12 protein-coding genes are annotated in these 12229 nt (G+C 51.5%); 9 read left to right on the top strand and 3 right to left on the bottom strand.

All coding sequences use genetic code 11. The features are described from left to right. Nucleotides 1–426: 426 nt before the first annotated feature. The gene (gene sufU, locus RBB62_RS10415) at nt 427–855 is read right to left on the bottom strand and encodes a Fe-S cluster assembly sulfur transfer protein SufU (protein WP_309398746.1); all 429 of its coding nucleotides are present in this window, start codon (nt 853–855) and stop codon (nt 427–429) included. A gap of 879 nt (nt 856–1734) precedes the next feature. Between sufU and RBB62_RS10410 the strand changes: the two genes are divergently transcribed. From RBB62_RS10410 to RBB62_RS10385, 6 genes are all read left to right on the top strand, one after another. After that, nucleotides 1735–1950, top strand: coding sequence for a bacteriocin immunity protein (locus tag RBB62_RS10410; protein ID WP_309398744.1), 216 nt, complete (start codon nt 1735–1737; stop codon nt 1948–1950). Nucleotides 1951–2034: 84 nt separating this feature from the next. Continuing rightward, nucleotides 2035–2277: a hypothetical protein gene (locus RBB62_RS10405; RefSeq protein WP_309398742.1), complete on the top strand. Its 243-nt coding sequence runs from the start codon at nt 2035–2037 to the stop codon at nt 2275–2277. Nucleotides 2278–2904: 627 nt separating this feature from the next. Continuing rightward, entirely contained in the window at nt 2905–3357 is a 453-nt protein-coding gene (locus tag RBB62_RS10400; RefSeq protein WP_309398740.1) for a hypothetical protein, read from the top strand. 70 nt (nt 3358–3427) lie between these two features. Continuing rightward, entirely contained in the window at nt 3428–3955 is a 528-nt protein-coding gene (locus RBB62_RS10395; RefSeq protein WP_309398865.1) for a CbrC family protein, read from the top strand. 61 nt (nt 3956–4016) lie between these two features. Further along, nucleotides 4017–4628: a hypothetical protein gene (locus RBB62_RS10390; RefSeq protein ID WP_309398739.1), complete on the top strand. Its 612-nt coding sequence runs from the start codon at nt 4017–4019 to the stop codon at nt 4626–4628. 737 nt (nt 4629–5365) lie between these two features. Beyond that, nucleotides 5366–5662, top strand: coding sequence for a hypothetical protein (locus RBB62_RS10385; RefSeq protein WP_309398738.1), 297 nt, complete (start codon nt 5366–5368; stop codon nt 5660–5662). Here the strand turns inward: RBB62_RS10385 and RBB62_RS20280 are convergent. Beyond that, complete coding sequence (locus RBB62_RS20280; protein WP_425499889.1) at nt 5639–6286, bottom strand: group II intron maturase-specific domain-containing protein; 648 nt, start codon at nt 6284–6286, stop codon at nt 5639–5641. The genes RBB62_RS10385 and RBB62_RS20280 overlap by 24 nt on opposite strands. 152 nt (nt 6287–6438) lie before the next feature. Between RBB62_RS20280 and RBB62_RS10370 the strand changes: the two genes are divergently transcribed. The 3 genes from RBB62_RS10370 (at nt 6439) to RBB62_RS10360 (ending at nt 11725) form a co-directional block, all read left to right on the top strand. After that, nucleotides 6439–8184 carry a sulfatase family protein gene (locus RBB62_RS10370; RefSeq protein WP_309398735.1) on the top strand — a complete coding sequence of 582 codons (1746 nt, stop codon included), beginning with the start codon at nt 6439–6441 and terminating at the stop codon, nt 8182–8184. 307 nt (nt 8185–8491) lie between these two features. Then, nucleotides 8492–8935 carry a transposase gene (locus RBB62_RS20390; protein ID WP_484487964.1) on the top strand — a complete coding sequence of 148 codons (444 nt, stop codon included), beginning with the start codon at nt 8492–8494 and terminating at the stop codon, nt 8933–8935. Between the two features lie 270 nt (nt 8936–9205). Next, nucleotides 9206–11725: a glycosyl hydrolase family 28-related protein gene (locus RBB62_RS10360; RefSeq protein ID WP_309398733.1), complete on the top strand. Its 2520-nt coding sequence runs from the start codon at nt 9206–9208 to the stop codon at nt 11723–11725. A gap of 168 nt (nt 11726–11893) precedes the next feature. Here RBB62_RS10360 and RBB62_RS10355 read toward each other — a convergent pair whose 3' ends face one another. Then, nucleotides 11894–12037, bottom strand: a complete 144-nt coding sequence (locus RBB62_RS10355) for a hypothetical protein (RefSeq protein ID WP_309398732.1) — start codon at nt 12035–12037, stop codon at nt 11894–11896. Between the last annotated feature and the right edge of the window lie 192 nt (nt 12038–12229).

Raw genomic sequence — 12229 nt, 5'->3', positions numbered from 1 at the left:
CCGCCGATTTTCACGCTGCCGTCACTTAAAGCAAAAAATCTATGCGAAAACCGGTCAAACGCCCCCGAAAGCCATGCACAAAAAGGCCCTCACATGGCGTCACTCCACCGGCAATTTTCTAGGGCTAACGGACATTCAACTTTCAGTGATTTTGCCCCAACGGGGCTACGCATCAATAGCCCAGGGTTGGCTTGAGGCCGCAGAGCGACTGAATGCCTACCCTGGGAATTCGAATAAGTAAATCGCCTATCCCAACGGGATTGCGCAAAACGACATCTTACGCAGCCCCGTTGGGGCAGGGAGATAACCAAGCATCCGGTTCCCAGGGTAGCGCTTCCCGCAAGCGGTTCGCTTTAACCCTGGGCTATTCTTGCGCAGCCCCGTTGGGGCAGCGTTAGCAGCAATCAAGATACAAGATGAATGTCCCTAGCCCTTGGCCGCCAAAACCTGGATCAACGTGCGCCAGGGAAGCACGCCGCATTGCACGCGGGCGGGGTTTTGCTTGATGCCCCGCAGCGCCTCGGCTTCGCCAAAAGCGTCCCAGCCATCGTCATCCGGGCCGGTCACGAGCTCGATCAACCGCTCGGCGCGGGCTTGGGCGTCCACCGGAATTAGGCCACACACCACATCGCCAAGTAGCGAGCAAGAGGCGGTCAACACCGTGCTGCCCGAGGACTCGAAACCGACCTCGCTGATCACGCCATCGGCCAGGCGCAGTGTCAGCTTCACCACGTCACCGCGATCTGGATTGGCGCCTTCGCCTGCAATGTCCGCAGGGTCGAGCAAGCCCTGGTGCCGCGGATGGTGCCCGTGGTCGATGATGATGTCGCGGTATGCCCAAGGATCGTCGATCATACACATGAAATAGAAAACCGACTAGGCGGGCGCCAATAAAATCTTTCGCGTAAAAGGATCCAGCGTTTGGATGCCTTTGTGAAATAGTGAGCCAATGCTCAGCGACACAAGCGATGTATTGCTACTGGGAGATCTAAAATTGCCCATGCAAAACCCACACCTGTGTTCTCAAAAAGAACCGCTGCTGTACTGGAGCAACAACAGTGGCTGTACTTGGTCGACAACCGATGCTGTACTGAGGAAAGAACCGAGCGGTTCTTTTTGAGTTTCCTACGTAGGCTTTTTGGAAACAACCGTATAGGCTTTTCCAAGTTTCCTACGTAGGCTTTTGCGAGTTTCCTACGTAGGCTTTTCCGGGGCGTGGCGAGCGGGCGCAAAAAAACGCCCCCGCCGGTGAGGGCGGAGGCGTTGTAGGGCGGGCTTGGTCTGCCGAGTTGGGGTCGCAGATAGGGACTCGCGTTGAGGGGGCGGTTGCGTCGGAACCCTTAGAGGAGTCGCGCCACAACTAACCTTACGTTTGCGACGCCAACACAATAGTGCGTTCGTCAGCGTGCTTCCTGCATGGCGGTAAAGTGGCGCATACGGGCAAAGACGCGTTCCTTGCCGAGGGGCGCAGCAGCGCGAGCAAGTCCGGGCCACCGACCTGACTGCGAGTCTGGCCATTGGCGCTTCCAATTTGGCGGCCACTTAGAGAGGAAGGAGTAGCAAATTGCCCAATAAGTGCAGGGGGACAAATCGTCCCCTTTAGCATAATCACATATTCCAGCAGCAGGCACCATGTCCCCTCAGAAACAGGGGCCCAATGACCACCATCAACCCTTTACACCATTCACTTATGCGACATAAATATGTCGCATAACTAATAGTTCGCAGAAGAAAATGAAACCGAAACTAACTAGGGAAGAACTGATCGCTCTCGTTGAAAGAATAGAGAATGCAGAAGGATCAGAAAATGAAATAGATCGAATGATTGAAGTCCTAGAGGAGAATGTTCCAGACCCAAACGTTTCAGACCTAATATTCTACCCAGAAGAAAAAATGACAGCGGCACAGGTGGTCGATAAAGCCTTGGCCTATACTCCAATCACACTCTAAACCAGAAATGCGAACTAGCCGGTGGTCTCAATTCCTTTCGCGCTCCGCGCTTCAGTCTTGAGACACCTCGACGTTCTACAAGATATGAAAAATGCTCGCACATATGATGATATCTTTAAGCAATACGCTAATGGTCTAATTGCTGATTGCGCCAACAAGCTGAATCGCGACTTAACTCCCATTGAAAAAGATAAATTTTATGATCTCGGAAGCATTGCATTTATGGAAGTCGTTGATATTGAGATATCCAAGATATGCGATGCAGATCAACTAGAATCATACATACAGGAACTCCCATCACGCGGAAATCCGCTGAGCGGGCAGTAGAACCAGACGAGATAGCTGACCCTTCATTCCGCGCCTTGCGGCGCTCCATGACGGTCAGCTACTCTTAGCGTTCGGCGAAATATAATGCAGACCACACAGAACATCCAACTACCACAGCTCTACAAGCTACTTGAGTCGGTATTCCAAGAAGGGAATCCTGTCGTGACGGAGTCCTATTCCGACTTCGATAAGTCGATCAGGCAGTTTGAGTCAGTGGACGTTCTGAGAAAAGAATTTGAGGAGAAGAAATTTCACCAATACTCAATCTATTACCCAGAGGCCAAGGGACATCTCCGAGAAAAGAGAATAGAATTAAAGCCAGGTGCAGTCGAAGGCCATACGCACCGATACTCAATCGAAGGATGGGGACTAATTTCGCTCCAGTGTAATTTTCGGAATGATCCAGAGATCGAATGTCGGGTTACAGTGAATTCAGAATCGAGAGCAAAGGAATGGTTTAGCACTTGCCCAGACTTGGAGTCGCCAGACCTATGGGAATGGAATGTCGTGAAGAAGCAAGCAGGCCGTCTCACTCGCCTACTACGAAAACTATCCAAGGAGGCCGAACCAGTCGCTACTGGACAACGTCGCTAACGCGCCGCGCCAGAGCTCATAGTTAGCTGAAATATGCCACTTAACTCGCCAGAGGATTACGTTAAGCTTGCAGAGCACCTCAAGGAGATTGATACCATCTTCCAGCAGTTCCTGAGGGATTCTGGGTACTCGGACAATACTGGCTCGCTAGGCCGCTACCCGCATCGTAGCGCAATTCAGCACCACCTCGTATGGCGAAAAATTGACCTTATAATGGACACTGATGATGAAGGAAATAAATATGACATGTTCCATCCAGATGTTACATACACTCTCTGGGGTGGTTCATGGCTAGACGAAAATGGTGTGCGCTACGGTGCTAGTCGTCCATCAGATGCAAATTTTCTCATATTCGAAAGGCTTCCGTTCTCACAAGTGAAGCCTATTCTTCTCCATTCACTTATAGCTGCATCCCAGCGCCTTGCTGGTGTCACAACGAAATTCTTAAAGAATCAGAATATTAAAACCACCATACAGAGAAGCTAACAAGACGAGATAGCTGACCCTTCATTCCGCGCCTTACGGCGCTCCATGACGGTCAGCTACTCTCCACGTTATCCAAAAAATAGAATTCAGGTATTTCCGTAATCCACAGAACTTTGCGTTCCGAACCGATGGAGTGAAGTCGTGTTCTGTGTGCGGGAAAGAAGGAATCTGGTTCGACGGTGGTGGTTTTTATGGAGCAAAAGACATCGATTGCATATGCGAAGCCTGCCTGAGCGAAGGAAAGCTGAAAGAATTAGAAATCGAAACAAATGAAGCATTCGAAGGCACCGATGAACAAAAAGAAGAGATAGTTTTTCGCACCCCAGCTTTGCCGACTTGGCAAGATCGGTGTTGGCCCTTCAGGGATGGCGACTACTGCGTGTTCGAGAAGATTGCCTCAAAGGTGGATTTCACCAATAAAGAGGAATTTATCAGCAGCTTTGCAAAAGAAGACCAAGAGAATTCAGATCTGAGCGACATCTGGGAGAATTACTTGGCCGAGAAGCCAATCACCTCGATAGAAGATGGAAATTATGATATCTCGATTTACCTCTTCACTCGAAACGGAAAGAAGCATTGCACATGGGACGCAAGCTAAGCATAACCAGTCGTGTCACTCAACGTCGCTAACGCGCCGCGAGTGCACTCATCGTTATAAAATGAACACGGAAAAATCTAGGGCAATGATTTTTGAGCTATTATCCAGCGGAATGAAGTCCGCTTGGGAAAAAGCTAGTATCGATTTATCAGGTTCTGAAATATACAGTTTCTCCCTGTTTGCAGCTTCTGGGCTACGCAGTATCGCCTGTGCAGTAAATACCAAGAGAGATCTTCCAGGACTCGTTCACAAACTAAATGAATCTGAGAAAGAAACTCTCATACTCCTTCAGGATCACCCGGACCTGCTCAAAGACTACCAGCGCAATAGGCCGGACATATCGCTTTATGCGGAAGTGAGTGCCTGCGAGTGGGCGCATTTCTATACTGATCTGAAAGAGTTCGATTCAATCGAGCATATAGTTCATGAAATGTGGGAGCGGAGCCACGATTCATCAGAGAACGTTAACATTGTTGAGGAACTCATGCCCGTTGTCATCAAAGCTATTTTGGACTTTCGCTCATCAATTACAGAATCGGAGGACATTCTCCTCGGGTTGCAGTTTTCAGACCCGGATGAAGTTGAACTAGACAGAATGATTCAGGTATCTAGTTCTGTTAATTCAGAGGTCTGGCATCTTAAGGTCGTCAAAGCATGGAAACAGGAATCATAATCGGGTAGCGAGGGCCATCGCTGACCCCCGCTCCCACACCACCGGACATACGGGTCCGTATCCGGCGGTTCCGGACGGTTCCGAGGAATAAAGCAGCATTTATTCTCCGTGCCAAAGCCGCCTGCGAACAGAGACTCTGACAGTCACCTACTGCCCCTCCGGTTCGATCCTTCACTGCGGTCAAGGCTTCCAGACTCTTCACCGGACGGGTCACCCGTCGGCGGCTACTCCTGGCTTGCTTCCGGCAGCTACTATGATCTCGGCTGACTCCTCGCGATACAATCATGACGTTGCCGCCACAACCGCGATGATTTGCTGGTCGATTGAAACCGACATCGCACGATCGCGAGGCCTCCCCGGGTAAGAACGCGTTGTTCCGATACACAACCCCGTGGTTTACCTCCTGCATTGAACTCCGGATTTCGCTGTGTGTTCTGCTGGCGCTTCGCTGGCGAGTGTCGTCACTACGTTCCTCGGTAGTGCCAGCTCACCCGCATCGTCGGCCTTATATGACGTTACTGTCCGTGGGCTCATATCTTTGCCATAGGCTTCCTTCCCACGTAACCTCACGATTACGCAGTTGCCATCAGCTAGTTCTTGGAGTTTATCTGAGTTCATGAACAGGGGACTTGAACCCCATGACAACGCGCCCATGACGGGCACACACAAGACGCTGTTCACAATTCCGGTAGCTGCGCTACCGTCCATGTGAAAGCTTGGCGTTGGCTAAGAACTGAATGAAAGAAGACCTTTACATATTCATCTACGGGACTGAGCCATTACCGTGTGGGTTGGACAAAATAGAAGATGGAATCTTTGAAAGAATTGAAGGATACGGAGATGTCTCTGGATCTGGAACGGGAAATAGCGGTTGGAATGTTGACCTGAGCTATGAATCACCGAACGCAACAAACAGAATTCTAATCGAGGCAGTTGCTGTGCTCAAGCAGTATGATATCACAGAAGGGGTTTCGTTTGACGTAGGTGGCAAGCGTTATTGCCTCGACCAATTAGATGAAATGCTCCAAAAATGAAGAGCCAATCGAGTAGCGAGGGGCATTGACTCCCCCCGCTCTCACACCACCGGACATACGGGTCCGTATCACGGCGGTTCCGAAGAGACAGTGACCGGCGATTAGGTTTTGGCCTTCTCGCCGTATTTGAAGACGACCCAGAGGTCCCGCAGAGACGGGACGCCTTGGTTTTTGAGGTGTTGGTCGTTGAGGGCTTGGCAGACCAGTGAGTTTCGGGACAAGCGCCAGAGGCCTACGCGTTCGGGCCCACTTCCAGTTCTTCCAGAAGCACAGGCGCACCCTTCGGCGCATCCATTGGTCCAGACGGAGAGCTTCAGCATAGGCTAGGCCTATTTTGAAGTAATGGAACCAGCCGACCGCGCACTGGCGCAGCTCGTTGAGGCGTTGCCACATTGAGCCGCCACGACTGCGGGCGGTGATGTCCTTGATCCGCGTTTTGAACCGTTGTATCGCTTGGTCGGTGCGCCGGATTTTCTTCCGGTTGATTTGGAAGCCCAGGAAGGAGCATTCCTTCAAGGGAGCCACTTTGCTTTTGTCTTGGTTGACGATCAGCTTGAGGCGCGCTTCGAGCAGCTCGGTGACTTTCGCCATGACCGCGAGCGCTTCGGCCCGTGTTTTGGTCATGATGAGGAAGTCATCGGCGTAGCGCAGATGATGAAAATGCTAGCGTATTTCCACACTTGGCTTTAGCGTTCGCTAAGAAAATTGCTTCCCAAATTCGATGCCACCATCCTAACATTTTCCAACTGATACCCCTCTTCCTTCAGTCAAATACGATGAATAAAACACACAAGCCCCTACTCCTCACGATCTATATTGCGGCCTCCATCTTCACTTCACCTTCTTTCGCGGAGGAGAACGGTAAGCCGCCAAATGTCGTCATCCTGATTGCCGACGACATGGGATATGGCGATATTGGAGCCTTTGGCAGCGAGATCAAAACTCCCAATATCGACCGGCTTGCGCGCGAAGGAATCAGCCTGACGAATTTTCACGTCGGAGCGACTTGTTCGCCGACACGGACAATGCTCATCAGTGGAGTCGACAACCACCGGGCCGGCCTCGGCAACATGCACGAAATCATGGCGGACAATCAGTTCGACCAACCTGGCTACGAAGGACATCTGAACAACAGCGTCGTTTCGATCGCGACGATTTTGCGTGATTCAGGCTACAACACTTACATGGCGGGTAAGTGGCACCTTGGCGGCACCCCCGAATCAATCCCAGCGGCGCGTGGGTTCAGGCGCTCCTTTGCGCTTGCAGAAAGCGGCGCTGACAACTGGATCGAGTCGCCTTATGCCCCGATGTACGAACGAGTCCACTACTTTGAAGACCATGAATTGGTCAGCTTGCCTGAAGAAAAACCGTTCTCATCCGATTTCTGGACCCAGAAGATTATCGACTACATCGAGACAGATCGGGACGAGGACAAACCTTTCCTCGTTTGGCTCGGCTACCAAGCGGTGCACTACCCGCATCAGGCTCCAAAGGAATTCATCGACAAGTATGACGGGGTCTACGACGACGGTTGGACTGCTCTCCGCCGACAGCGCCTGGAGAGGCAGATCATGCAGGGTATCGTTCCCGCCTCGACAGTACTGGACGAGGAGCTGAACAAAACGACGGTTGAGGACTGGAAGGTTCCAGATTGGGATGCTCTGTCTGACGAAGAAAAACGCTTCAACGCCCGCCGTATGCAGACCTACGCCGGTATGCTGGACAATATGGACCACAACATAGGCAAGCTTCTCACTTACCTCGAGAAGATAGGTGAACTTGACAATACTCTAGTGATTTTCATGGCTGACAATGGAGCGGACCCGAACCTGCTCTCCATGAATCCGGCGTATCGCCCGTGGTATGAGAAAAATTATCCCTACACCTACCTGGAGGACTACAATGGCGACTATTCTAAGATGGGGCAGAAAGGTTCATACGCGGACTACGGCCCTGGTTGGGCAAATGCCGCGAATTCCCCCCACAGTTATTTCAAAACCTTCTCTACAGAAGGTGGACTGCGGGTTCCGTTTATTGCCCGATTCCCCGGAAAGATTCCTGCCAACCGGAGGAGCGATGTTTTCGCCTTTGTGAAGGACGTTTACCCAACCGTGCTTGAGATGGTCGGCGTGGAAAAACCGAGTTCCCTATACAACGGACGTGAGATTTATCTCCCAAGCGGCACGAGTGCCTGGGGATTTTTGACCGGAAAGAAAGAGACGGTGCATGCACCGGGTTCTACAATCGGATATGAACTGGCAGGCAGTAGCGCCGTCTTCAGGGACAATTACAAACTGTCAAAGAACCCGCCACCCAAAGGCACTGGAGAGTGGGAACTCTACGACATCACCAAAGATCCCGGTGAAGTGAACAACTTGGCTGATGAAAACCCGGAACTTGTTAAGGAACTGATCGAGGCGTATGCACAATACGAGAAAGACAACGGGGTGATTCCCGTGCCGGAGGGTTATGATCCGCTCAAACAACTGATCAAAAACAGCAAGAGGGGTGGAGGCCACTAGATCTAGGGTGCTTCCAGATTCCACGCCCCAAAGCGAATCGAGTAGCGAGATGCATTGACTCCCAGCTCTCACACCACCTGAGATACGAGTCCGCATCACGGCGGTTCCGAAAGCAGAGCATGGGGTCAAAGCAGAGCATGGAAGCAGAGCATGGGGTCAAACGTAGACTATAGAATCGCCCAACAAATACGAAGGTAGTCGCCCCTGAAAAACGCACCATCTATCTGACTATCAGTGACCTATCTCTTGGATGCGGCCACTATTATGACCAGTAAAACGAGTTAAACTCTGAAAATCTGGTCCTTTGATGAAGCCGAAAAAGCGCCTTCAAGAGGAACCTCAATTATTCCATCAGGATTTGGAGCATATGCTGGATCAGCGTCACGCCCTTTATCAGGCTGCCAATCGGATCGACTGGGCTACGCTGGAAAGGGGCTTCGAGCACCTGTATTCGGACATCGGCAGCCCGGCTTTGCCGACGCGTTTGATGGCGGGTTTGCTGCTGCTCAAGCAACTGGAAAACCTGTCCGACGAGCCGGTCATCGGGCACCTCAAGAGCGACTTCCGCATGGCGCGTTGCTTCCTCAAAGGAGCAAAAGGCGCCGCCATCAACCTCACCCTCGCAGCAGCCGCATGGAACCTCAAATTATGGATAAACGAGGTTCTTTGGCAACTCATCCAACGAATCTGGGAACTCCTGCTAACGGAGCCAAGCTCTCCCAACCAGCGAACAAAACTAAACCTAGCCTAAATTTGCCATCCTTAAGGGGAGACTAAATAATATAGAACAATTTTATGCCATTGTTATAAGCCTGCATTGAAAAGAATAAAGCAGCATGCAGCATGCAAAAAAAATGGCTAGTGCTGATCCGGTTGAGTATTATTTGAAACGTTCAACAGTCACGTTGCGCAATTACCCTCAACCCCACAGCACCCCATGCGCCCTATTAATCTCGTCGCCTCACTTACTCTTGAGGTGTATCATAACAGGAAAAGTTTACAGTCGATATTTTCCTTTTTTGTGATTTCAACTGTCTTGGCAATAACAGCCAATGGTGAATTGCATAAGGACACAATGGACGATCTTTCGGGCTGGATCTCAGTCAACGGTTCCAGCCCTGGCCAAAGCAGTGCGAATCTGGCACTTAGCGAGATCCCTTATATGGTCCTCAATAATGGTGTCGCCTATGTCGAGCTACCCTACACCGTGTCCGGAGACTGGACGCTACGCTTCAGCGCAAGCCACAGTACCTGGCAACGCGGTCTTTACGCTGCCGTGCTGAATGCTTCTGGAACGGAAGGATACGGCGTTCTATGGAACTCATCCAACAGCGGCCAGGTGAATGGTGAAGGTGTGGTCAGCATCCGCAAGTTCTCGCTCACCACTCAGCCACAATGGAGTGACAAGGGCTCCGAACTAACGACCCCGACAGGCAGCGGTCATGGAGCAATCAGCACACCGATGGCCGAGTTCGAACTTAGCTGGGAAGCATCCACTGGAAGCATTTCTCTCAGAGTCAATGACCAGCTTATTGCTCAGACTGTCGACACCAGCCATTCGAGCTTCCGACGCATCTACCTCCGCGGGAACACCAGTTCATATTTCGACAATTTGAGGTTTCAGACCAGCTTCGAGGACCCGATGGTAAATCTGGACAATTGGTCAAGTGTAAGTGGATCGAGCCCAAGCTTGAACAGCGCCAATGCATCCTTGGCGGTTGTTCCATACCTCGCCCTCAACAACGGTGTGGTCCGTGCTGAACTTGGTTCTACAGTGACGAGCAACTGGACGCTCCGGTTCAGAGCCAGCCACAGCACCTGGCAGAGAGGCCTCTATGCTTGCGTCCTCAATGCAGATGGCGAAGAAGGCTACGGAGTGCTATGGGACTCGGCGACCAGCGGCCAGGCAAATGGCGAGGGCTATGTTAGCATCCGCAAGTTCTCGCTGAGCGCTGAGCCAGCTTGGTCGGATAAAGGGTCACAGCTGACGACCCCCACCGCCAGCAGCCACAATGCTACCACTGCTCCGATGGCGCTGATCGAGCTAAGCTGGGATGCCAGTAGCAGTACACTCTATCTTCGCATCAACGGCCAACCGATCGCCCAGACTGTCGATAGCAGCTTTAACAGCTTTAGCCGGGTTTACCTTCGCGGCAACACGACTTCTTACTTCGACGACATCATTCTACTCAGAGACACGCCGCCTTCAGCAGCCGATATTAGTACAGCCATCGACATCACCGCCTACGGTGCTGTTGGAGACGGCATGACCGACAATTTAGTAGCCATCAATAGTGCGATCGCAGCTGCCAACTCTCAGGGGAAAGCTCTCTACGTACCACCCGGTGTTTTTAATCACTCTTCCAATCTCTTGCTTGATGGCGCCAGCCTGTTCGGGCATGGATACATCAGCGTGTTGGCAGGCACGGACCCTGCAAACAGCTCAGTGCGACTCAGCGGCAGTCATGTCTTTGTTCGAGGGTGTCGCTTGATCTCTCCGAACTCGAACCAGCGTTTATCCACACCGCAATCTGCTTCGATCCATGTTTGGGGTGCCACCAACTACGAGATAAGCGGCTGCTATATTGAAGACAGCGCTTCGGTCGGGATCATCTCGACCAATCTGACTTCTTCAGCTGGATCAATTTTCGATAATTGGATCTGGGGGACATTGGCAGATGGCATTCACCTGTCTCGGGGCGCTAATAACATTGGTATTTGGAACAATCGAGTTCGACAATCAGGCGACGACATGATCGCTGTGGTTTCTTACAAAGACAACCCGACCATCTGCAGCGATATCTCGATCTACGCCAATGACGTGCGCTACCAATCGCATGGCCGCGGGATCACATGCGTCGGTGCTGACAATATCGACATTGACGGTAATTATATCGAAGGCAGCGCGGGTTCTGGAATCCATATTGTTTCGGAAGGCTCCCGATATTTGACCTATGGAGTCAGCCACGTTTCGGTTCTGGACAACTTGGTCGTCGGTGCAGCTCACAGCACCTCAGCCCACGGCGCGATAACCTTGCTGGGGCGCTCTGGCCATACCGTCAACGACGTCGTTGTCGACGGTAATATGATCATAGACAGCAAGAGCAGAGGCATCCGAATACTCAACGAATCGCGCAACATTGCAATCACGAACAACGTGCTAAACGGAGCAGCAAACTCGGGCATCGACTCCATGGGCGTCCTAGAAAACATTACCATATCCAACAACGAGATTCTTGACTCGGATCAATACGCGATTTTCAACAATGCCGACCAAGCGCTCGGCTACTTTCAGGTGGAGAATAACCAGTTCTCGGGCGTCAACGTAACTGGACCAGAAAACTACGTGGACGCTCTGATCATTGAGCCAGACGCAACCTGGTCTACTGTGACCATCAGCGGAAACCACTTCGATAATCCGGGCGGTTCGACTGTTGACCGGTATATGGAAATTCATTTTCCAACGGTGACATTGTCCAGCAACACAACCTCTACCAGCGCTGAAATCTGGGTCGAAGGACAAGGTTGGGTGAGCCCGTAGAGAATTTAACTTCCTGCATAGCTCACTGTATTCAGTGACGACATGCAGTATGCTCATCCAACAGTGATGTAGACCGCATGGACCAATGGCTTTGTTGCTACACAGATTTCTGGTATTTTAATGACGTGACATTCACAACCGAAAGCAGAGCAAGGGGTCAAACGTAGACTATAGAATCGCGTTGACCGTGAGCAGGTGCAGTTGTGGAGTGCGAATCTGGAGTGTGGCCAAGTAGTTCTCATCGCAGTAGCTCGTGCGCGTTTTCCAACATTGGAAGATGATGCGCATCCACTTGCAGGCGAGTGATCGCACGACGGAATGGTGCTTTTTGCCCTTGGCTCGAGCGCGGGATAAAACGCGTAGGCCCATTTGCAGTAGCCAATGCTTGAGGCCGCGAACCCATGAAAACTTTGCCGCACAAAGCGCGGACAGGCAATGCGTCGGTGGACAAAGTGAGACTTTCCGCTGCGTTTGGTTACTGGGGCGATGCCAGAAAAATTATGC

Origin of the sequence: Cerasicoccus maritimus (assembly GCA_031296935.1) — a bacterium.
Classification (GTDB): Bacteria; Verrucomicrobiota; Verrucomicrobiia; order Opitutales; family Cerasicoccaceae; genus Cerasicoccus; species Cerasicoccus maritimus.
Note: the sequence above shows the minus strand (reverse complement) of the source record. Positions and strands in the feature narration are given on the sequence as shown.

Coding starts and splice junctions, on each gene's coding strand:
- RBB62_RS10370 (WP_309398735.1), top strand. CDS start 6,439: ATGAATAAAACACACAAGCCCCTACTCCTCACGATCTATATTGCGGCC.
- sufU (WP_309398746.1), bottom strand. CDS start 855: ATGATCGACGATCCTTGGGCATACCGCGACATCATCATCGACCACGGG.
- RBB62_RS20280 (WP_425499889.1), bottom strand. CDS start 6,286: ATGACCAAAACACGGGCCGAAGCGCTCGCGGTCATGGCGAAAGTCACC.
- RBB62_RS10385 (WP_309398738.1), top strand. CDS start 5,366: ATGAAAGAAGACCTTTACATATTCATCTACGGGACTGAGCCATTACCG.
- RBB62_RS20390 (WP_484487964.1), top strand. CDS start 8,492: ATGAAGCCGAAAAAGCGCCTTCAAGAGGAACCTCAATTATTCCATCAG.
- RBB62_RS10390 (WP_309398739.1), top strand. CDS start 4,017: ATGAACACGGAAAAATCTAGGGCAATGATTTTTGAGCTATTATCCAGC.
- RBB62_RS10405 (WP_309398742.1), top strand. CDS start 2,035: ATGAAAAATGCTCGCACATATGATGATATCTTTAAGCAATACGCTAAT.
- RBB62_RS10410 (WP_309398744.1), top strand. CDS start 1,735: ATGAAACCGAAACTAACTAGGGAAGAACTGATCGCTCTCGTTGAAAGA.
- RBB62_RS10400 (WP_309398740.1), top strand. CDS start 2,905: ATGCCACTTAACTCGCCAGAGGATTACGTTAAGCTTGCAGAGCACCTC.